Origin of the sequence: Polynucleobacter sp., assembly GCF_040400325.1 — a bacterium.
In the GTDB taxonomy this organism is placed as follows: domain Bacteria; phylum Pseudomonadota; class Gammaproteobacteria; order Burkholderiales; family Burkholderiaceae; genus Polynucleobacter.
Map to the genome: position 1 here is coordinate 14754 of NZ_JBBAQK010000012.1, position 22068 is coordinate 36821.

A 22068-nucleotide genomic window follows, 5' to 3' on the forward strand; every position below is an offset into this window, starting at 1 on the left:
TAGAATGAACCGAAAAGTTTTTTTTTGAATGGGTGAAGAAATGCTTGTTGTCTTTGCTTTTGAAAGGGCGCCATGTAAGCAAACCCATCCTTCACTTTCTTTCCAGACGGAAAGTGTGAGCCATTGGCTATAGGTAGCGATGACTTCTTCAGCTTGACGCGCCAGCACGCCCGATAAAACGATTTGCCCACCAGGCCTGATTTTATTCACCAGAGCAGGCGCAAGCACTTGCAGTGGATTAGCCAAAATGTTGGCCATCACAATGTCGTATTTAGTTTGTGCCGCAAGTTCTAGAGCATCTTCATTGGGCAATACAAACTGGATGACAGTCTTGTTGATCTCAGCGTTACTGCGTGCGGCAACCATTGCTTGTGGATCGATGTCTGTTCCAACTACTGGTGTAGCGCCCAACTTAGATGCGGCGATGGCCAAAATTCCTGAACCACATCCATAATCTAACAAGCTTTGATTTTCTAGGTTCTGTTGTTGTTCAAGCCAAAGTAAGCATAAGTGTGTAGTTGGATGACTGCCGGTTCCAAAAGCAAGACCGGGATCTATTGCTAAGCAGATCGCATTGGGATCGGAGGGTGCATCGTGCCAAGAGGGGATAACCCAAATGCGCTCACCAATTTGAATGGGTGCAAATTGGCTTTGGGTTAAGCGAACCCAGTCCTGATCCTCAACAATTTTTTCTTGTGGACTTGCAATCTGAAAACCAGATTCTTTGAGTGAGATCAATAGGTCATTAATCAATTCTGAGCTACCTGAGTCATCAATCTCTGGATTAAATAGTGCTGTTACCGATGATCGTTCCCACGCTTGCACGTCAGGAGAGAGCCCTGGTTCCCCGTAAAGCGGGTTCTCGTCATACCCACCTGCCGCTGCATCTTCAACTGTCACAGACAGGGCGCCTAATTCAAGCAGGGCATCACCTAAGGGTTCGGCAGTTTCAGCAACTACCGTAAAGACGAGCTCACGATATGACATGAAAAACTCGCATTAATTAGGATTTACCGCGACTTGCAGCCTGCTCTTCTAAGCGATGTTCCAGGTAATGAATACTCGTACCACCCTCAATAAAGTTTGGATCAAGCATGAGTTCACGATGCAAAGGAACATTGGTAGTGATTCCATCGATCACCATTTCTGAAAGGGCAATTTGCATGCGACGAATCGCCTGTTCGCGAGTATTGCCATAGGAAATCAATTTACCAATCATGGAGTCATAGTTCGAAGGAACTACATAGCCGCTATAAGCGTGGGAATCCACCCGAATACCAGGACCGCCAGGCATATGGAATGAGCTGATTTTTCCTGGGCTTGGCGTGAACTTAAATGGATCTTCTGCATTTAAGCGGCACTCTATAGCGTGACCACGGAACACAATGTCTTTTTGGCGATAGCTCAGTTTGAGGCCAGCTGCAATACGAATCTGCTCTTGAACAATGTCCACGCCAGTAATCATTTCTGTAACAGGATGTTCAACCTGAACACGGGTATTCATCTCAATAAAGAAGAATTCATTGTTTTCATACAGGAATTCAAAAGTGCCGGCGCCACGGTAGCCCATTTTTCTACAGGCTTCAGCACAGCGCTCACCAATCTTGGCAATTAAACGACGATCAATTCCCGGAGCGGGGGCCTCTTCGATCACTTTTTGGTGTCGACGTTGCATCGAACAATCGCGCTCACCGAGCCAAATCGCATTACCAAAGGAATCAGCTAATACTTGAATCTCAACGTGGCGAGGTTTTTCTAAAAACTTCTCCATATAGACTTGGGGATTGCCGAAAGCGCGCCCGGCTTCTTCTCGCGTCATATTGATAGCATTGATTAATGCTGCCTCAGTATGAACAACGCGCATACCCCGACCACCACCACCTCCCGCTGCCTTGATGATGACTGGGTAGCCAACACGTTTAGCGGTAGCAATAATTTCTTTTGGGTTATCAGGTAAGGCACCTTCTGAGCCTGGAACACAAGGAACGCCCGCCTTAATCATGGCGCGCTTAGCAGAAACTTTATCGCCCATTAATCGTATCGTCTCTGCTTTAGGACCAATAAAGGCAAAGCCAGACTTTTCAACGCGCTCAGCAAAGTCTGCGTTTTCAGAAAGGAAGCCATAACCGGGGTGGATCGCTTCAGCATCAGTCACTTCTGCAGCGGAAATAATCGCTGGCATATTGAGATAACTGAGTGGTGATGGCGCTGGACCAATACAAACAGCCTCATCAGCCAACTTCACGTACTTGGCTTCTTTGTCTGCGGTGGAATAGACCACCACTGTTTTAATTCCCAATTCGCGACACGCTCGTTGGATTCGGAGAGCAATTTCTCCCCGATTGGCAATCAGAATCTTATCGAACATATCTGCTCTGAGTTAAGTAATAGTGGATGAGAAAGGTGCGCTCAGAAATTAAGCGATGATGAACAGTGGCTGGTCAAATTCAACGCCTTGACCGTTGTCGCATAGGATCTGCTTAATGACGCCCTCTTGTTCGGCTTCAATTTCATTAAGCAATTTCATAGCTTCAATGATGCACAGAGTTTGGCCGACCTTAACAGTGTCACCAACATTGACAAAGTTAGGAGATTCCGGATTGGGCGCCCGATAAAAAGTACCCACCATAGGGGAGCGAGCAACAAAACCCGTTTCCAAAGGTTCTTCAGAAGCTGCAACAGTCACTGGAGCTAAAGCGCTTGGTGCTGGAGTTGCTTGGGAGGGCGCTGGACTTGCATAAACGACTTGTCCAGCATGAGCTGCAGAACCCGAGTTAACAATTCTGACGCGGTCTTCGCCTTCGTTGACCTCTAGCTCAGAAATACCTGATTCAGAAACGAGGTCGATCAAGGTTTTTAGTTTTCTCAGATCCATAGGAGCACTTTCTCTCTTGTAATTCTTAAAATAAGCTTATTTTTTTAAACGAGTGATAGCTGCTTGAAGTGCTAACTCGTATCCGATCGCGCCAAGTCCGCAGATCACACCGGTGGCAATGTCTGATAAATAGGAATGTTTGCGAAATTCTTCGCGCTGATGAATATTGGATAAATGGACTTCAGTAAACGGAATGGCAACACCAGCCAATACATCTCTTAAGGCAACGCTAGTATGGGTAAAGCCCCCTGGATTAATAATGATGAAATCCACACCATCGAGTTTGGCCTTTTGAATACGGTCGATTAACTCGCCTTCATGGTTACTTTGATAGGCGTCTAGGTCTATTGAGCTCGCCTTTGCGAGCTCACTTAGCTTTTTATGGATATCTTCTAGGGTCGTTTTTCCGTAAACATCTGGCTCACGAGTTCCCAATAAATTGAGATTTGGGCCCTGAATTACGAGAATTGAAGCTTTTTTCGACATAGTTCCCTGTTTTTAGAGGCAGTTAATGATCAATTGCTGTATTCCGCTTTTGACTACAAATGCATCTTTACTAAATGCAATGCATCACTTCCTAAGAGAGAAAGTATACCCGCTCAGATAGTTTGGAAGCTGAAAAAATATCGATTTTTAGCCTCAAATATTGAAATTAATTGGTAAAGCAGCTTCTTTTTTGTGCAATTTCTCGATCAATAGCCTCTACTAAAATAGGCTAAATATTGTTATATGGCTAATTTAATGGCCTTTCTGAGCTCATCTTCGCTTATTTTCCCTAATTTGCTATAAACAGCTTTGCCTTTGGAATTGATGATAACTGTGAAAGGTAGAGCGCCTTGGGCATTGCCCATCTGTTTGGCAAGAGCGCTACCTTCAAGCCCACCAATTAAGATGGAGTAGGAAACAGGGGTCTTTTCGAGAAATTCACGAATATTAGAGGGTGAATCGATACCGATGCCGACAAATACGACATTTTCTTGTAAGAAAGCCTTTTGTAAGAGGTCCAATGTGGGCATTTCCTCTACGCAGGGAGGGCACCAAGAGGCCCAAAAGTTGACCACTAGGACTTTTCCCTGCCAATCTGCAGAATTGACTGTTTTTCCATCTGGCGTTTTCCAGGGATTAGCAAAAAACGCTTTGATAGCAGGTTCACTAGCAAGTTCTATTTTAGAAATCCAGTTCGAACTAAAGACCCCGGCCAGGAGGGCCAAAAGACTAATTAGGGTAATGATGATCCACTGTCTTCGATTCACTCCAACTCCTTAGCTAAAATTCGCAGATGCATATTCATATCTTGGGCATTTGCGGTACTTTCATGGGCGGCATTGCCGCAATCGCCCGTCAGGCAGGACATCGCGTTACGGGTTGTGATGCCAACGTCTATCCACCAATGAGTACCCAACTTCAAGCTCAGGGTATAGAGCTGATTGAGGGGTTCTCACCAGATCAATTATTACAGTTTGAGACCATGCCCGATTTATTTGTGATTGGCAATGTGGTTTCTCGCGGCAATCCCCTAATGGAAGCCATTCTGAACCAGGGCCTGCCTTATATTTCTGGGCCCCAATGGTTGGGTGAGCAAGTTTTATACAACAGACATGTATTGGCAGTTGCTGGTACGCATGGCAAAACCACTACCTCAGCCATGCTGACTTGGATTTTAGAATTTAATGGTTACAAGCCTGGGTACTTGATTGGTGGAGTGCCACTGAATTTCTCAGTATCTGCCCATCTAGGCGAAGGTCAGTATTTTGTTATTGAGGCAGATGAATATGACACAGCTTTTTTTGATAAGCGCAGTAAGTTTGTGCATTACAGGCCTCGTACTGCTTTATTAAATAATTTGGAATTTGATCATGCGGATATCTTTGCAGATCTAGCGGCAATTGAAACCCAGTTCCATCATTTAGTGCGAACTGTTCCCAGCGATGGCTTGCTAGTGGTAAATGGTGAAGAGCCTGCATTAGAGCGTGTAGTGGCCCGTGGCGCATGGGCCCCAGTAGAGCGCTTCGGGCAAGCAGCAACAAATGAATGGTCTTTAATTTCTCAAGAAAATGATGGCTTCATTGTGAAAAAGTCTGGCAATGAAGTGGCCAATGTAAAGTGGGCGCCAGACTCTGGAGTAATGGGGCGACATAATCAGCTCAATGCGCTTGCAGCAATAGCTGCAGCAAACCACATTGGTATTTCTCCAGAAAATAGTGCCCGTGCATTGGCCGCATTTAAGAATGTGAAACGTCGCTTGGAAACCGTTGGTGTTGCAAACGACATCACGGTATACGATGATTTTGCACATCACCCAACAGCCATTGCGACCACAGTTGATGGTTTACGCCGTCGCGTAGGTAAGGCGCGTATCTTGGCGGTATTGGAGCCGCGTTCCAATACGATGAAATTAGGCTTGATGAAGGCACAATTACCAGTGAGCTTAGAAGCTGCCGATAATGTATTTGCCTATGGGGCTAGTGCTGGTAAAGAATCATTGGGTTGGGATTTAAATGAAGTCTTAGCTCCGCTCAATAGTTTGAGCCCCAGCAGAGCTAAGGCTTTTGATGATCTCAATGCATTAGTAGCTGCTGTTGCAAAAGAGGCTAAGCCCGGTGATCACATTCTAGTAATGAGTAATGGTGGGTTTAGCGGAGTGCATCAAAAAATATTGAAAGCCTTAGCCGAATGAATAGTATTTGATTAGTAGATGTTCAGATTAGAAATTGAGAAAAGAAAGCAAAAATGGGCGATAGATTAAAAGATAAAGTGGCGATCATCACTGGCGCAGCAAAAGGGATTGGTTTTGCGACAGCTCAGCGCTTTTCTCAGGAAGGCGCTAAGGTCATGATTGCAGATATCAATCTGGAGTTAGTTAAAGGCGCTGCTGCACAAGTTTTGCATGCTGAACCCTATGAAATGAACGTCACTGATCGGGCGAGTATTCAAGCGGTTGTTGATCAAGTCATGCAAAGGCATGGACGTATCGATATCTTGATTAATAATGCTGGCATTACACAAGATGCACGCTTAATCAAGATGACTGAAGCACAGTTTGATAATGTAATTGATGTGAACTTAAAGGGTGTTTTTAACTGTACGCAGTTGATAGTGCCCCACATGCTTGAGGCTGGCTCAGGTGCTATTGTGAATGCGTCTAGCGTAGTTGGTCTGTATGGAAACTTTGGCCAAACCAATTATTCCGCAACCAAATTTGGGGTGATTGGATTCACTAAGACTTGGGCGCGTGAGCTGGGTCCCAAAGGAATTCGAGTCAATGCGATATGCCCTGGCTTTATCGCAACTGAAATGGTGAAAGCCATGCCAGAAAATATTTTGCAGGATATTGAGAGGCGTAGTTGGCTTGGACGTCTTGGCACTCCAGAAGAAATGGCGAATGTTTATTTATTTTTAGCTAGTGATGAGGCTAGCTATGTGAATGGAGTGGCTTTGGAAGCTAGTGGTGGGATCTCCCTCTAAGTATGAATCTTGTCTATGAAGAGGGCGGCGATATTAAAGTTGCTACTGTCCAGTCTGCATCCGGTGCTGGGGATGCGGAATCATGGCAGGCAACTGGCCTATCGGGCAAAAAAATCAAACTGAAGGCTAAAGAGGTTTGGCTACGTTTTGATAAACCTGAGGCGCAAGTACTGATGGACCAAGCGCAGCTTTTGTCCAAAGAAATCGACTTACAGTTCCTTTGGGATTGCGCGCCTGAAGAAGAGTTTAGTTTGGCCAATGTTGCCCTCGAGTACTTTGGATCCCAAGCTAATATCTCTCAGCAAGTTGCTTTAGCGATTGCTTTGCAAGGCGCACCAGTCTTCTTTCGGCGCAAGGGTCGTGGACGTTTCCAAAGAGCACCTCTCGAGCAGCTACAGGCAGGATTAGCTGCTATCGAGCGCAAACAAAAAGAATTAGAGCTTCAGACCTTGTGGCAACAAGAGTTAGTCTCGGGTAACTTTCCGGAGGTCTTGAGGTCTTCCTCAAGTCAGCTATTGTTTTCGCCAGACAAGAACACCACTGCTTATAAGGCCCTGATAGTGGCTTGTTCTGAAACAGGTGAATCGCCGGCGCAATTAATGATCAGATGTTCTGCGATTGAGTCTCCGTTGGCTTATCACCAAGGATTGTTTCTAAAAGCCCATTTTCCAAATGGTAGCGCTCACAATCAGAATATTGGGGTTGATCAATCTGCTTACGATGCTGCTATTGCTCAATTACCGCTTGCCCCAGTAAAGGCTTTCTCTATTGATGATGCAGGTACTACAGAAATTGATGATGCGCTATCAGTGAGTAATTTAGAAACGGGTGGCCACCGCGTCGGAATTCATATTGCTGCACCTGGTTTGGCTATTACCAAGGATGATCCCCTTGACCGGGTTGCGCGGGATCGTATGTCGACAGTATATTTTCCGGGTGACAAGATAACGATGCTGCCTGATTCGGTGATCGAGCAGTTTTCATTGGATGAAGGCGCTCCTCGTCCGGCACTATCGATCTACGTAGACCTTAATGCCCAAGGTCTTTTGATTCGTGAATCTATTCAGATGCGCGCAGAGATGGTGCCGATGGCAGCCAATTTGCGTTTGGAAGACTTGGAGCATTTGGTTAGTGAAGATAGTTTGCTAGATGAAGCTGCAACTTATCCTTTTCGCAAAGAGTTATCCATCTTATGGCGTGCGGCTAAGCACTTACATGCAAGTCGTCAAGAAAAGCGTGTAGCAAATGGCCTGCGCTCAGAGCAGTTAGGGGTGATAGATCCTAATGCCTTAGCAAGAGATTTTTACTTTGAGGTGGCTCCAGTTGATGGGGTAGAGCGTATCGAAATTATTCCGCGTCAACGCGGTTCAGTCTTAGATACGATTGTTGCTGAATGGATGATTTTTTGTAATAGCGCTTCAGGCCAGTTACTTGCTGATCATGGCTTACCTGGGCTCTTTAGAACTCAAAAAGGGTGGGGCCCATTGCGGACAAGAATGCAGACAAGCCCAGGACCACACGAGGGCTTAGGTTTGGACTATTACGCTTGGTGCACATCACCCTTACGACGTTATTCAGATTTAGTGAATCAATGGCAACTCATCGCCCTAGCCAAGCATGGTGTGACAGCCAAAATGGTTGCTCCTTTCCCGCCAAACGATGCTGTTTTGATGGGAATTGCAGCCGATTTTGAGTCTTGCTATCAGGCCTATGGGGAATATCAAGATAGGCTGGAGAAGTATTGGTGTTTACGCTGGATTGCACAGGAGGGTGGGTCGAAAATAGTTTTTGCACGGCACCTCAAGGAAGGCATGTCTCGTCTTGAATTAATACCCTTGCATTTACCCATTCCAGAGCTAGCTGCCCATCCGCGGATGACGCGTGCTCAGGTGCAGATTGATAAGGTGGATTTATTGCAATTAAGTGCGGGCGTGCGCGTTTTAGAAACTGAATCGCCAGCAAAGATTGCACCAGAGACCATCGAAAATCCTACTGAAGATGGTACTGCAGGGTAGTTTTATTTTGCCAATGACATCTCACCCAACTGCTGTGATGCAATCGCTTCAAAGTGCTTGGCGTCGCCACCCATTTTGGTTTGCGCTCTGTGCTTCACTTGTGATTCACCTCCTTTTTTTATCTATTCGCTGGGGCGCTGGAGAAATTCAAAGCCGTCGACTTAATGCCCCACTGAGCGTAGTACTAGTTAATGCAAGTAGCAAAACACCGCCAACGCAGGCTAATAAATTAGCTCAGGCTGATCTCCAAGGTGGCGGAAAAACTGAAAATCAAGATGCTACAGCGATCCATCGTGCACGACTAGGAACAGAAGCGCGCCTTGAAGTATTAGAGAAACAGCAAAAACAAATGCTGGCAAAGTTAGAGGAGCAACGTGCGCGCTCTGGAGGGCGCAAGAGTGGTGACGAGCAAAAAATTACACCACAACTAAACTCCCTAGAAGCAGAATTAGCGAGGCGTATACAAGCCGATGGACGTGGAGCTCGACGTAAGGTATTAACCGCCACTAGTGCGAAGGCGGTAACTTTTGCTCACTATTACGATGCCATGCGCCAAAAGATTGAAGCTTATGGGAGCGCATTTTTCCCACGCACTAATGGACGACCTTTATATGGTAGCTTGATCATCGTTGTCAGTGTGGATTCTCAAGGAAATATCACCAGCAATGCACAGGGGAAAGACGGCATATCGATTGGCCGGAGCTCAGGCAATCCTGAGTTGGATCGACAGGCTTTGGCTATTGTGAGGGCTTCTGCTCCATTTGGCGTTTTCCCATCTGAAATGCGTCAGCAAATTGATGTCTTAGATTGGGTCTCCACTTTTGAGTTCGCCCGCGAGGGTACTGATCGCTTAGAGTTGCGACGTTGATTCCATCTCACAAATAGTTCAAGAAATAGATCAAAAATTCGCTTATCCTCTCATCATGACTTCATCAGAATCCATGGATTTATATACTGACCCAAAGCTTTTTTCTGGGATGGATGTGTACGCAGTTGCTGGTAATCCAATCGCGCATAGTAAATCACCTCAGATTCATGCACAGTTTGCTTTACAGTCCAATCAGGCGATGCACTATGGAAGCTTACAGCCAGCTTTAGGAGCCTTTACAAAAGCTGCACAAGATTTCTTTGCTGCTGGTGGCAAAGGGATGAATGTGACCGTGCCGTTTAAATTAGATGCTCAAGCATTTGCTAAGGTCTTAACATCTAGAGCGCAATTAGCAGGCGCTGTGAATACCCTTTGGATTCAAGATGAGCAAATTTATGGAGATAACACTGATGGCGCTGGTTTGGTAAGAGATTTACTCGCACAAGGTATTGCCTTAAAGGGTGCGCGCATCTTACTTCTAGGTGCTGGCGGTGCCGCACGCGGCGTGTTGGGGCCATTACTCGAGCAATCTCCCAAGTATCTTGTGATTACAAATCGCTCAAACGCAAAGGCAGATGAATTAGTTAAGATTTTTTCTGAGCTTACGCAAGGTGCAAATTTAGAGTCAGTTACATTAGACGATTTAGAAGACGCAGGAAAAACGACACCCTTTGATGTGGTGATCAATGCTACTGCTGCAGGTCTTGATAATGTATCGCCCATCAGCGCTAAAGCGGCAGCTAATATTTTTGTGCCCAGTTCATTTGCTTATGAAATGCTCTACGGCAAGACAACCAGCTTTATGCAGCAGGCCCTTCAAAGAGGGGCCCGCGTTAGTGATGGCTTGGGTATGCTGGTTGAGCAGGCTGCCGATGCATTCTTAATCTGGCGTGGCGCAGGCCTTGCTTCCGCGATTGACCCCCGAGTAGTATTGGCGAAGCTGAGAACTTAGCTCTTCGCCCTAATGCGCTGGTTTATCTATCCCTTTAAGTGCCTCTTGTTTGGCTTTCTGGCCATGCAGGCTTACTTTGCTATTCAGATTGGTTTATGGACCACCATCAACCCAGATAGCACCGCTTTTCAAAGGGCTGAGCGTTGGCGTTTATGCACTTGGCATTGGACTTGCCCGATTCAATCAAAGTGGACTCCTTATGACAAGATTTCTGGGAATCTAAAAAGAGCAGTACTAGTCAGCGAGGACGATATTTTCTTTCAGCACAAAGGGGTCCGCGTTGAAGATATGCAAAAGGCCTGGGAGAAGAACCAGCAAAAAAATCGATCAGGCAAACAAGCGAAAACGGCATTACGGGGTGGTTCAACAATTACCCAGCAATTGGCCAAAAATTTATTTTTATCCTCTGAGCAAAACTATTTTCGTAAGGGCCAAGAACTGATCATTACTGGTTTGCTAGAGCTGACTTTATCTAAGCAACGCTTATTTGAGATTTATCTCAACTCTGTAGAGTGGGGCGAAGGTATTTTTGGAATTGGTGCAGCAGCCCAGCATTACTTCACCACCACCCCGGCAGCATTGGATCGAGAGCAGTCGGCCGCCTTAGCTTCTGCCTTACCCGCACCGAAATGTTTTGATAAAACTCAGTATTGCCGTAAGGCCAATATTCATTTTCCGACGCGCCAAGAATTCATCTTGGAATATATGGATCGGGTTGCTTTAGCACCTAATCCAAAAAGCAGCTCGAATAAGTAGTTCTGCAATAAGGCTGTTAGATGTTTATTTGGCAGCCGCCGCCCTCAATGCGTCGCGGGTATTCAGCGCTACTGTTCTTGCAGCTTGAGCAAAATCACTACCAGAGCTAGCGTACAGAATAGCCCGAGAGGAGTTGATGATCATGCCGGTGCCAGGCTTATTTGGAATGGCACCGGCTTTTACAGTGGCCTCAATATCGCCCCCTTGGGCGCCAATACCAGGTATCAGTAAAGGCATATCGCCAACAATCGCACGCACTTTTGTAATCTCTTCTGGGAAAGTGGCGCCAAGGACTAGGCCAATTTGTCCAGTGCTATTCCATTGTTGGGCGGCTAATTTGGCTACATGAAGATAGAGGGGTTGACCATCGGGGAACACGTTTAAGAATTGCAAATCGGAGCCCCCTGGGTTGGAGGTACGGCAGAGCACAATGACCCCTTTGCCTTGATGACGCAAATAAGGCTCAATCGTGTCAAAGCCCATATAAGGGCTAACTGTCACGGCATCAGCTCCATAACGCTCGAATACCTCTATGGCATAGTGCTCGGCAGTACTGCCGATATCACCGCGCTTGGAATCTAAGATGACCGGAATATGGGGGTGATGATCTTTCAGGTGTCTGATGAGCTTTTCTAATTGGGCCTCAGCTCTTTGGGATGCAAAGTAGGCAAACTGAGGCTTAAAGGAGCAGACTAAATCGGCGGTCGCATCTGCAATTTCACGACAGAACTCAAAGATGCCCTCAGGTTTCCCTTGAAGGAATGGGGGTAAGCGCTTTGAGTCGGGGTCAAAGCCAACACATAGCATGCTGCCTTGGGAAGCCCATGCAGACTGGAGTTGCTGGTTAAAGGTATTTGAGCTTGAGTTCATTGGTTTTGGCTTATTTTAGTGAAACTGTCATGTTCTATAGGATAAACTAGCGCACATTCCTTAGGAGTTCACCATGATCAACTTGTTCGTCCTGCAAAATGGCCGCCTCTCTCAAGAGCAAGTCGAAGATCGCAATGAATTGTTGCAATACGCTAATCCTATCTGGATCGACGTCGTTGATCCAGAGGAGGACGAGCTTATTTGGATTAAAGAGGCATTTGGAGTCCTTTTGCCTGAGTTGGATGATTTAGGCGACTTAGAGGCTTCAGCTCGATATTTTGAGGCCGATGATGGCCATCTCCATATTCGTACTGACTTCTTGTTAGATGAAGACGAAACTTCCCGTAACGTACGTGTCGCTTTTGTATTGACTAAGCAAGTGCTGTTCTCGATTCACGATGAAGATCTTCCTGTTTTCCGTTTAGTCCGTTTGCGTGCACGTTTGCGCCCAGGCTCAGTCAGCAATGCAAAAGATGTATTACTCGACTTGTATTCAACTGATGCCGAGTATTCTGCCGACGCTCTTGAAGAGGTTTATGAAAATCTTGAACGTGCAGGTAAACGTGTTCTTTCTGATGCAATTAATGATTCAGATGCTGCTGAAGTATTAGAAACCATTGCAACTGAAGAAGATACCAATGGACGCATTCGTCGTAACGTGATGGATACCCGTAGAGCCTTATCTTTTCTGATGCGTAGCAAGTTGTTATCAGATGAGCAGCAAGAAGAGGCGCGTCAAATTTTGCGCGATATTGATTCTTTAGAAAACCATACTGCTTTCTTATTCGACAAGATTAACTTCTTAATGGATGCTACAGTAGGCTTCATTAATTTGAACCAATCTAAGATCATCAAGATCTTCTCGGTGGTATCGGTAGCGTTGATGCCGCCTACATTACTGGCCAGTATTTGGGGTATGAACTACAAACACATGCCAGAGTTAGATACCTCTTGGGGTTATCCAATGGCCATTGGTGCAATGTTGGTATCAGCCATCATTCCGCTTGCTTACTTCCACAGCAAGGGCTGGATGAAGTAATTAGCTGCTGAGTAATTTAAGCAGTTTAGTTAAAGCAAAGTGGGCAGCCTGGTCGCGAATCGCTTGACGATTCCCTTGAAAAAGCTGGGTATCGCAAGTAGTGCATATATCGCCACTATTATTTTGAATCGTCCACCCAAAGCAAACTGTTCCTACAGGCTTTTCAGTAGATCCACCTGATGGCCCAGCAATCCCAGTAATAGAGACGGCGGCCTTCACTTTTGCAACTCGTTGCGTACCCTCAGACATAGCTCTAGCGACAGCTTCGCTGACTGCACCATGAGACTCAATGAGTTCAGTGGGCACTCCAAGACATTCTGTTTTGGCTAAATTGCTATAGGTGATATAGCCTCGCTCAAACCATGCGCTTGAGCCTGGTAATTCAGTCAAGGTTGCACAAACGAGGCCGCCAGTGCAGGACTCTGCCAGGGCGATTTTCCAGTCTTGAGTAAGTAAAAGATTAGCAAGTGCTTTTGCGGTATCGACTGTATTCATCTATTTTCCTAGCGAACCATTACTTGAATGAGTGCCATGATGAGGAGTGTGAAGAAGGCGGCTGCAAAATCATCCACCATAATGCCAACGCCCCTCCAAATGATTTGCGGGATGCTGGATGGTGTACTTGGGGTACTGTCAATATTCTTAAAGTGCCGATCAATCATGCCTATTGGACCTGGTTTGACGGCATCAAAAAAGCGAAAGAGTATGAAGGCAAGAATCTGCATCCAAATATTGGTAGGCATTATAAAAATGAGTATCAACCAGAAGGCAACGATTTCATCCCAGACGATCCCACCAAAATCTTTTCTCCCAAGCTCTTCGCTAACATGACCACAGACCCAGCAACCCAATAAAATTCCACCTCCAATAATCCATACAAAATCTTCAGTGGATAAAAAGTATTCTCCGACTAAAAAGGCAGCCCATGCCCAGAGAGTACCCGCAGTGCCAGGTGCAATATGGCTTAAGCCGCTACCAAAGCCAAAGGCGATGGTACGTCCTGCAGTTTGGAAGACCCACTTGAAGTTAGGATTGACTGGTGAGGAGGGTGGCGCTGAGTTCATGATTTAAAGTGATCAAATGACTTCAATAATGGTTTTATTTCTGCATCGCTTAGGCGATTTCCATCTGTAGAAAATAATTCTATAGATGCCTCGGCATTTTTCATCGCTGTGATTTGCCCTATATGGGTCACTGCTAAACGTAATGATTGACCAATACGGGTAATGACATCACGTTGATGACTTGCTGCCGTAAAACAAAGCTCATAATCATCGCCACCACATGCGGCAAATTGATTTTGTATCGCAATACTTTGTTTTAATAAGATTTCAGACTTTGGCAAACGATCTATCAAGATTTGTGCATCTACTTGAGATTGTTTAAGGATATGTTTTAGGTCGCCGAGTAGTCCATCTGAAACATCTAAAGCAGCACTAGCAATGTCTCTTAATTGAATACCTAATTCAATCCTGGGGGTGGGTTGATGCATGTGATTCTCAATTTGTTTGAAATCTGCATCAGAGAGTGAGATTTCATGATGGAGTGCTGCAAGTGCCAGCCTGGCATTCCCCAGTGTTCCTGAAACCCAAATATCGTCCCCTGGTTTTGCCCCTGATCTTCGAATGGCTTTTCCGGTAGGCAGGCTGCCAAATGCAGTAATTGAAATTGTGAGCGGGCCCGAGGTAGTGTCACCCCCGATCAAGGAGCATGAGTATTGTTTTGCAGTTGAAAATAAGCCCTTGCTAAAGGCCTCTAGCCATTTCTGATCAGCACTAGGTAAAGCCAGCGCTAAGGTGAATCCTAAGGGTCTTGCACCCATGGCAGCAAGGTCAGAAAGATTGACTGCTAGGGCCTTTGAGCCCAATAGTTCAGGATTAGCACCAACCAAGAAGTGCCTACCCTCTACCAGCATATCGGTAGTAATCGCCATTTCTTCATCACTAGCTGGATGAATGAGGGCGCAGTCGTCTCCAATACCAAGGCCAATCGCTAGCTGAGGATGCATGGCATCAGCACCCGTTTTAAAAAAACGTTGAATGAGGTCAAATTCACCAATGTGGTCAGATGGAGAGGCCATGCATCATTTTAGGCTGTTGGCGGAAGAACGTCTAAGGGGAATAGAATTGGAAGCTTGATAACGCCTATCTATGAGTTCGTTGATGAGTAAAGAAAATAATAAAGAGCAACAAATAGCAGCCCTCAGAGAGGCTGCCTTGCAATATCACGAGTTTCCAACCCCAGGCAAGATTGAGATTGCCCCTACTAAGCAATTAACCAATCAGCGCGATTTGGCTCTGGCCTACACCCCAGGTGTTGCAGCACCTTGCGAAGAAATTGTTAAAGATCCAGCGAATGCTTTTAAATACACCGCTCGTGGAAATTTAGTCGGCGTGATCACGAATGGCACAGCCGTTCTTGGTTTGGGTAATATTGGCCCATTAGCAAGCAAGCCTGTGATGGAAGGCAAAGCAGTACTCTTTAAAAAATTTGCGGGCATTGATGTTTTCGATATTGAAGTCAACGAAAACGATCCAGACAAGCTAGTAGAAATTATTGCAGCCTTAGAGCCAACTTTTGGTGGTATTAATTTAGAAGATATTAAGGCGCCTGACTGCTTTGTCGTCGAGCGTAAGTTACGAGCACGCATGAAGATTCCCGTCTTTCATGATGATCAACACGGCACCGCGATTGTTGTGGCTGCGGCAATATTGAATGGCTTGAAAGTAGTTGGTAAAGATGCGAGTAATGTGAAGTTAGTTACCTCAGGTGCCGGTGCAGCTGCACTTGCTTGTTTAGATCTCTTGGTTGAATTAGGAATTTCCCGTAAAAATATTTGGGTGACGGATCTTGCTGGTGTTGCATACAAAGGAAGAAAAGAATTAATGGATCCTGAGAAGGAGCCATTTTGCCAAGAGACTGATCTGCGAACTCTGGATGATGTGATTGCTGGTGCCGATATTTTCCTAGGGCTTTCTGCTGGTGGCGTTCTTAAGCAAGAGATGGTCAAGAAGATGGCTGATAAACCACTGATCTTTGCTTTAGCAAATCCCACCCCAGAGATTTTGCCGGAGGAAGTAAAAGCAGTTCGTCCAGATGCAGTGATGGCAACTGGACGCACCGATTATCCGAACCAAGTCAATAACGTTTTGTGTTTTCCATTTATCTTCCGTGGTGCATTAGATGTGGGGGCTACTACGATTACGCGCGGCATGGAAGTGGCTGCTGTAAAGGCTGTAGCCGAGTTAGCCAGAGCTGAGCAAAGCGAGGTGGTTACTTCTGTTTATGGTATCGAGAATCTTTCTTTTGGCCCAGAATATTTAATTCCAAAACCGTTTGATCCCCGTTTACTCACAGTGATTGCGCCCGCAGTGGCGAAAGCTGCAATGGATGATGGTGTGGCTTCGCGCCCTATCAAAGATTTTGATGCTTACCGTAATCAGCTCCAACAATTCGTGTACCACTCTGGTACTTTGATGAAACCACTCTTTAGTATCGCTAAACGAGTACCGGCTAATCAAAAACGAATTGTGTTTGCAGAAGGCGAAGATGAGCGCGTATTACGTGCGGTCCAAATCATCATTGATGAACACCTAGCCACCCCAATTTTGATTGGTCGTCCTGCGGTGATTGAGCATCGGATTGTTAAATTTGGCTTACGGATGAGGCTTGGTGAGGACTTTGAGATCGTCAACCCAGAAAATGATCCTCGCTACCGTGATTTCTGGCAAACCTATTTAGGCTTGACTGAGCGTAAGGGTGTAACAGCATCTTTCGCAAAGCTGGAAATGCGTCGTCGTAATACCTTAATTGGTTCCATCATGACTATTAAGGGTATGGCGGATGGCATGATTTGCGGAACAGTGAGCAATTCTGCAACTCATCTGAAATATATTGATGAGGTTGTTGGTCATGAGCCCGGTGCAAAAGTGTATGGCGCTATGTCTGGATTAATTCTTCCAGGTCGCCAAGTATTCTTGGTAGATACCCATATCAATATTGATCCCACAGCAGAGGAATTGGCTGAACTAACCCTAATGGCTGCTAGTGAAATGCGTAAGCTTGGTTTAGCGCCAAAAGTAGCTTTACTTTCGCATTCAAACTTTGGTTCTAGTAATGCTCCTTCAGCAGTCAAAATGCGCGAGGTGTTGGCAATCATTCAAAAGGCAGATCCCACATTAGAGGTTGATGGGGAGATGCATGGCGATAGCGCTTTGGATGCCACCATTCGCAGTGCTGCAGTTACTAGTTCATCATTAAAGGGAGATGCTAATCTTTTGGTATTGCCAAATATTGATGCTGCCAACATTTCTTATAACCTTCTAAAGACAGCGGCAGGTAATGGCATTGCGATTGGGCCATTGTTACTAGGTGTTGCTAAACCGATTCACATTCTGACTCCTGCAGCCACGGTTCGCAGGATCGTCAATGTGACTACTTTGGCTGTAGTTGAGGCCGCAAGTGACGCCAGAGGGATTTCCTAGGGGTCTGAAGATATATATGTTAGCAATCGCTTACATATATTTTTCCTATATAAATCATAGGTTTATATAAAATACACTGTAATTGGGCTTGATTTGATGGCGTGTCAAGGGTAACATAACACCCATCATGATTAATCACTCTGAAAACAGTAGTATAGCCAGCTTTGAGGAACATAGCCGTGCTGAAAGTTGGGATAGCAATGATCGTTCAGAAACCGAATCTTCCGCTGCCAATATTTATGCTCAGGGCGGCTTATCTCGTTTACAAACCTATGCAGCAAATCAAGTTTCGGGGAAAAAAGTGACAGCTTCTTGGCGTGCCGCTTTGGCCGTTCGTGATGCCGGACCGCCGGCAATGTTGCGCAGTGTGCGCACAAATATTGTGCAATCTATTCGCGCCTTCCGTACTCCAGATCTTCAAGAGGCGGCTACTGAGCTCGGACAGCATTACATTTACGCAAACTGTGCAAATGCAATGACCAAAGGCGAAGTTTTGGAATCGATCGCGATTGCTTACTCCTTTACAAAACAACAGGCAAAGAATTTTGATCCTTTGTTAGATGCTTTAACGACTACAGTGGATAAATCTGGTCCCCAACCTGGTTTTGTTGTGGTGCTCGAGGGCTTGCCTTGTACTCAAAAATTTGACAAAGAAGCTCGCGAGACATTGCTAGATGTGTTCCGTGATGCTGTGGATTTTTGGGCAGAGCGTCGCACGCCGTACCGCGTCTTCTATTCTTTCGCTTAAGGCTAAAGCCTTTTAGAAAGCCGCTGAGATCGCCTCTACTTGAGGCGATTTTGTATTTCAGGATTCCATACACTGTGAATGGCTGTAATCGCCACTACACCGGCCGTTTCAGTCCTGAGTACCCGCTCACCCAATGAAACAATTTGATAGCCTGCAGCCTGTGCCATGACCTCTTCTTCAGGCGAATGACCTCCCTCAGGACCGATCATCAAAACAATATCCTGAGGATCGTTATCTAGAAGTACGGAATACAGACTTTTTGTGGCACCTGGGCTCAAAAGAAGTTTGAGCTTTGGTTTTGGGTTGGATTGTAAATAAGCTTGGAAATTCTGAATGGGCTCTAATTGCGTGAAAACAGTCCGATCACATTGCTCACAGGCTGCTTGAATAATTCCACGCCAGTGAGCCAGTCGTTTTTGGGCACGCTCCTCATCGCTTGAGCGTGTCAGCTTAATGACTGAGCGTTCAGATTGCAAAGGCGCAATGATTTGCGCACCAGTTTCAACTGCCTTCTCGACGATCCAATCCATTTTGTCACCACCAGCCAGTCCTTGGGCCAAGGTAATTGCATATGAAGTCTCGCGATTGGTATCGGTCTGAATGTTACTAAGCTCGGCTTGCCCCGTTTTTCCTGTCATAGATAGCAGCGTAGCCTGCCCAATTTGGCCATTTCCATCGAATACAGGGAAGGTTTCCCCGATTTGGACGCGTCGGACTCGTAAATGGTGGGCAAGCTCAGTGGTGAGGGTAATTGGCTTTTCGGATTTCCATGGCGCGGGAAGATAAAATTGGGGCATTACTGAAATATAGCCAATTTATTTACCTCGAGACCACTTTTACGATGTCAAACCTTCAAATTCGCATGGCTAATGCCATTCGCGCCTTATCCATGGATGCAGTTCAACAGGCTAACTCAGGTCATCCTGGTATGCCGATGGGCATGGCAGATATCGCTGTTGGATTGTGGAATGAACATTTACAACATAATCCCACCGATCCGCATTGGATGAATCGTGATCGCTTTGTTTTGTCGAATGGTCATGGATCGATGTTGTTGTACTCACTTCTTCATCTTTCCGGTTATGACTTACCGATTGAAGAGTTAAAAAATTTCCGTCAATTGCATAGCAAAACGCCTGGTCATCCAGAGTACGGAATGACTGTTGGGGTTGAGACAACAACTGGACCATTGGGTCAGGGAGTTTCGAATGCAGTCGGTATGGCGCTTGCTGAGAAATTGCTCGCAGAAGAATTTAATCGCCCAGGACATCAAATTGTTGATCACTACACTTACGTCTTTTTAGGTGATGGATGTTTGATGGAAGGTATTAGTCATGAAGTATGTTCATTGGCTGGTACCTTAAAGTTAAATAAGCTCATTGCTTTATGGGATGACAACGGAATTTCTATTGACGGTAAGGTGGTATCTTGGTTTAACGAAGACACGCCAAAACGTTTTGAAGCGTATGGCTGGAGCGTGATCCGGGATGTTGATGGTCATGATGCCGAGGCTGTATCTGCGGCGCTTACAAAAGCGAAAAAGAGTGACAAACCGACATTAATTTGCTGTAAGACCGCCATTGGTAAGGGCTCGCCCAATATGGCCGGTAGCGATAAAGTACATGGTTCACCATTAGGTGCAACTGAGATTGCTCAGACTCGCGTTGCTTTGAACTGGCCCTACGCTCCATTTGAAATTCCAAAAGATATTTATGCGGCTTGGGATTTTAAAAAGCGTGGCCAAGCACTTGAGCATGAATGGAATAAACAATTCCAAACATATAAAAACAAATATCCTGAGCTCGCCTCGGAATTACAGCGTCGTATGCAGGGTGACTTATCGAAAGATTTTGCAGCCACTTTAAATACCTATCTGAAAACATGTGAATCAAAAGCAGAATCTGTAGCAACCCGTAAAGCCAGTCAAAATACGATTGAAGTTTTAGCTCCCGCTGTTCCTGAATTTATGGGCGGTTCAGCAGACTTAACGGGTTCTAATTTAACCAATTGGTCTACTTGTAAAGCCGTGCGCGGTGATCAATGGGGCAACCATATCAACTATGGCGTTCGTGAATTTGGGATGAGCGCCATCATGAATGGTATCGCTCTGCATGGGGGATACATTCCATTTGGCGGTACCTTCCTAACCTTCTCAGATTACAGCCGTAACGCTTTGCGCATGGCGGCTTTGATGAAGTTGCGCAGCATCTTTGTCTTTACGCATGACTCCATTGGTCTGGGTGAAGATGGTCCAACCCATCAATCTGTTGAGCAGGTCGCTAGCTTGCGGCTGATCCCTAATCTCATGGTCTGGCGTCCTTGTGATACCACCGAGAGTGGGGTTGCCTGGGGTGCAGCAATCGAGCGTAAGAATGGGCCAAGCGCTTTAATCTTTAGTCGTCAGACCTGCCCATTTATTTCTCGTAGCGCTGCCCAAGTAAAAGAAATTGCTCGTGGCGCTTATGTATTGCGTGATCCAAAATCTACCAAGATTGATGCTGTGATAATTGCTACTGGTTCTGAAGTAGCCCTTGCTCTTCAAGCTGCGCAGCATTTAGAAAAGGATGGGATTGGAGTGTGCGTAGTCTCTATGCCTTCTACTACCGTCTTTGATCAGCAGGATGCCACCTATAAAGCTAAGGTATTACCTGCCAATATTCCTCGTATCGCCGTTGAAGCAGGCGTGAGTGACTTCTGGTGGAAGTATGGTTGCGCAGCTGTTCATGGAGTAGATACTTTTGGTGAGTCTGCGCCTGCACCACAGCTCTATGAGTATTTTGGCTTAACAAGCGATCAGATTGCAAAGACTGTGAAGCAGTGCATTACACGGAAATAAATATCAAGACTCATCAAAGATTAAAAATTCGTGAATTTAATATAAGTTAGGGGAATGGAATGACAATTAATGTCGCAATTAATGGCTATGGTCGGATTGGGCGCATGGTGTTGCGCGCCTTGTATGAAGACCAGGTCAATGGCAAGCCTAGGCGAGATATTAAGATCGTTGCGATTAATGCGATGGGTGATATTGCAATTAATGCCCACTTAACTCAGTACGACTCTGCACATGGCCGCTTTCCAGCCCAGGTCTCAGTTGATGGTGATTGCATGGTAGTGAATGGCGATCGCATCAAAATGTTCTCCACTCGTAATCCAGCAGAAACCCCATGGGGTGAGTTGGGTGTTGATTTAGTTTTAGAGTGCACTGGTCATTTCACTTCTAAAGAAAAAGCGATGATTCATATTCAACAGGGCGCGAAAAAAGTATTGATTTCTGCTCCTGGTGAAAAAGATGTGGATGCGACGATTGTGTATGGCGTGAATCAACAGGTTTTAAAGCCAGGTGATGTGGTGGTATCTAACGCAAGTTGTACCACCAACTGTTTAGCACCCTTAGTAAAACCTTTGTTGGAAAAAATTGGTATTGAGTCAGGCTTAATGACCACGATTCATGCATTTACCAATGACCAAGTATTAACGGATGTTTATCACAAGGATATGCGTCGGGCGCGCTCAGCTGTGACCAGTATGATCCCAACTAAAACCGGTGCAGCCAAAGCCATTGGCTTAGTGTTGCCAGCGCTCGCAGGTCGCTTTGATGGTTTTGCAATGCGTGTACCAGTTATTAATGTGTCCGTTGTAGATTTAACCTTCGCCGCAAGTCGTGCTACCAGCGTAGAGGAAGTCAATTCCATTTTGAAAGCGGCAAGCGACGGTGAACTTAAGGGTATTTTGGGCTTCAATACCTTACCTTTAGTTTCCATCGACTTTAACCACGACCCTCGTCCAAGCATCTACGATGCCTCACAGACTCGTATTTCTGCTGATGGAAAATTGGTCAAGGTATTGGCTTGGTATGACAACGAATGGGGTTATTCAGTGCAAATGCTCAATGCTGCAAAAGCTTTAATGGCGGTTAAGTAAGTAAAAGTCGGTAAAAGTAGTTAAAACTCACTAAAAGTTACTGAAATTGCGCTATTGATAGTGATGCTAATG

20 protein-coding genes and 1 pseudogene are annotated in these 22068 nt (G+C 45.6%); 11 read left to right on the top strand and 10 right to left on the bottom strand.

The annotated features are described in order from the left end of the window. Window positions 1-69 precede the first annotated feature (69 nt). From prmA to ABWP14_RS09280, 5 genes and pseudogenes are all read right to left on the bottom strand, one after another. A pseudogene (prmA, locus tag ABWP14_RS09260) lies at window positions 70-987 on the bottom strand (50S ribosomal protein L11 methyltransferase); the annotation flags it as partial. Window positions 988-1003: 16 nt separating this feature from the next. Further along, window positions 1004-2368, bottom strand: a complete 1365-nt coding sequence (gene accC / locus ABWP14_RS09265; RefSeq protein ID WP_353202682.1) for an acetyl-CoA carboxylase biotin carboxylase subunit — start codon at window positions 2366-2368, stop codon at window positions 1004-1006. Window positions 2369-2416: 48 nt separating this feature from the next. Continuing rightward, complete coding sequence (accB, locus tag ABWP14_RS09270) at window positions 2417-2875, bottom strand: acetyl-CoA carboxylase biotin carboxyl carrier protein (protein ID WP_353202683.1); 459 nt, start codon at window positions 2873-2875, stop codon at window positions 2417-2419. A gap of 36 nt (window positions 2876-2911) precedes the next feature. Further along, entirely contained in the window at window positions 2912-3361 is a 450-nt protein-coding gene (gene aroQ / locus ABWP14_RS09275) for a type II 3-dehydroquinate dehydratase (protein WP_353202684.1), read from the bottom strand. A gap of 239 nt (window positions 3362-3600) precedes the next feature. Continuing rightward, on the bottom strand, window positions 3601-4128 hold the full coding sequence (locus ABWP14_RS09280; RefSeq protein WP_353202685.1) for a TlpA family protein disulfide reductase: 528 nt from the start codon (window positions 4126-4128) through the stop codon (window positions 3601-3603). 26 nt (window positions 4129-4154) lie between these two features. On the opposite strand from ABWP14_RS09280, the gene mpl reads away from it, so the two are divergent. Genes mpl through mtgA form a run of 6 tightly spaced genes read left to right on the top strand, consistent with a single transcriptional unit; the run spans window position 4155 to window position 10931 of the window. Then, window positions 4155-5552: a UDP-N-acetylmuramate:L-alanyl-gamma-D-glutamyl-meso-diaminopimelate ligase gene (gene mpl, locus ABWP14_RS09285; RefSeq protein WP_353202686.1), complete on the top strand. Its 1398-nt coding sequence runs from the start codon at window positions 4155-4157 to the stop codon at window positions 5550-5552. A 53-nt stretch (window positions 5553-5605) separates the two neighbouring features. Then, on the top strand, window positions 5606-6340 hold the full coding sequence (fabG, locus tag ABWP14_RS09290) for a 3-oxoacyl-ACP reductase FabG (RefSeq protein WP_353202687.1): 735 nt from the start codon (window positions 5606-5608) through the stop codon (window positions 6338-6340). Between the two features lie 2 nt (window positions 6341-6342). After that, the gene (locus ABWP14_RS09295) at window positions 6343-8355 is read left to right on the top strand and encodes a ribonuclease catalytic domain-containing protein (protein ID WP_353202688.1); all 2013 of its coding nucleotides are present in this window, start codon (window positions 6343-6345) and stop codon (window positions 8353-8355) included. Between the two features lie 13 nt (window positions 8356-8368). After that, window positions 8369-9223: an energy transducer TonB family protein gene (locus ABWP14_RS09300; protein WP_353202689.1), complete on the top strand. Its 855-nt coding sequence runs from the start codon at window positions 8369-8371 to the stop codon at window positions 9221-9223. A 55-nt stretch (window positions 9224-9278) separates the two neighbouring features. Next, window positions 9279-10175, top strand: coding sequence for a shikimate dehydrogenase (aroE, locus tag ABWP14_RS09305; protein ID WP_353202690.1), 897 nt, complete (start codon window positions 9279-9281; stop codon window positions 10173-10175). A gap of 12 nt (window positions 10176-10187) precedes the next feature. Further along, a complete protein-coding gene (gene mtgA / locus ABWP14_RS09310; RefSeq protein WP_353202691.1) occupies window positions 10188-10931 on the top strand; it encodes a monofunctional biosynthetic peptidoglycan transglycosylase in 744 nt (247 codons plus the stop codon). A gap of 24 nt (window positions 10932-10955) precedes the next feature. Here mtgA and pyrF read toward each other — a convergent pair whose 3' ends face one another. Then, window positions 10956-11801: an orotidine-5'-phosphate decarboxylase gene (gene pyrF / locus ABWP14_RS09315; RefSeq protein ID WP_353202692.1), complete on the bottom strand. Its 846-nt coding sequence runs from the start codon at window positions 11799-11801 to the stop codon at window positions 10956-10958. Window positions 11802-11874: 73 nt separating this feature from the next. Here pyrF and corA point away from each other — a divergent pair, with 73 nt between their 5' ends. Then, a complete protein-coding gene (gene corA, locus ABWP14_RS09320) occupies window positions 11875-12840 on the top strand; it encodes a magnesium/cobalt transporter CorA (RefSeq protein WP_353202693.1) in 966 nt (321 codons plus the stop codon). On the opposite strand, the gene ABWP14_RS09325 is transcribed toward corA, so the two are convergent. Genes ABWP14_RS09325 through thiL form a run of 3 tightly spaced genes read right to left on the bottom strand, consistent with a single transcriptional unit; the run spans window position 12841 to window position 14920 of the window. Beyond that, window positions 12841-13335, bottom strand: a complete 495-nt coding sequence (locus ABWP14_RS09325) for a CinA family protein (protein ID WP_353202694.1) — start codon at window positions 13333-13335, stop codon at window positions 12841-12843. Between the two features lie 8 nt (window positions 13336-13343). Further along, window positions 13344-13904 carry a phosphatidylglycerophosphatase A family protein gene (locus ABWP14_RS09330; RefSeq protein WP_353202695.1) on the bottom strand — a complete coding sequence of 187 codons (561 nt, stop codon included), beginning with the start codon at window positions 13902-13904 and terminating at the stop codon, window positions 13344-13346. Further along, entirely contained in the window at window positions 13901-14920 is a 1020-nt protein-coding gene (gene thiL / locus ABWP14_RS09335; RefSeq protein WP_353202696.1) for a thiamine-phosphate kinase, read from the bottom strand. Before thiL ends, ABWP14_RS09330 begins: the two co-directional genes overlap by 4 nt. Window positions 14921-15002: 82 nt before the next feature. Between thiL and ABWP14_RS09340 the strand changes: the two genes are divergently transcribed. Beyond that, window positions 15003-17324, top strand: coding sequence for an NADP-dependent malic enzyme (locus ABWP14_RS09340; RefSeq protein WP_353202697.1), 2322 nt, complete (start codon window positions 15003-15005; stop codon window positions 17322-17324). Window positions 17325-17451: 127 nt separating this feature from the next. Continuing rightward, window positions 17452-18072, top strand: a complete 621-nt coding sequence (locus ABWP14_RS09345) for a barstar family protein (protein ID WP_353202698.1) — start codon at window positions 17452-17454, stop codon at window positions 18070-18072. A 35-nt stretch (window positions 18073-18107) separates the two neighbouring features. On the opposite strand, the gene ABWP14_RS09350 is transcribed toward ABWP14_RS09345, so the two are convergent. Then, window positions 18108-18869, bottom strand: coding sequence for a 16S rRNA (uracil(1498)-N(3))-methyltransferase (locus tag ABWP14_RS09350; RefSeq protein ID WP_353202699.1), 762 nt, complete (start codon window positions 18867-18869; stop codon window positions 18108-18110). A 44-nt stretch (window positions 18870-18913) separates the two neighbouring features. Here ABWP14_RS09350 and tkt point away from each other — a divergent pair, with 44 nt between their 5' ends. Together tkt and gap are read left to right on the top strand one after the other, a co-directional pair. Further along, window positions 18914-20908, top strand: coding sequence for a transketolase (gene tkt, locus ABWP14_RS09355; RefSeq protein WP_353202700.1), 1995 nt, complete (start codon window positions 18914-18916; stop codon window positions 20906-20908). Between the two features lie 59 nt (window positions 20909-20967). Next, the gene (gap, locus tag ABWP14_RS09360; RefSeq protein ID WP_353202701.1) at window positions 20968-21996 is read left to right on the top strand and encodes a type I glyceraldehyde-3-phosphate dehydrogenase; all 1029 of its coding nucleotides are present in this window, start codon (window positions 20968-20970) and stop codon (window positions 21994-21996) included. Window positions 21997-22068 lie beyond the last annotated feature (72 nt).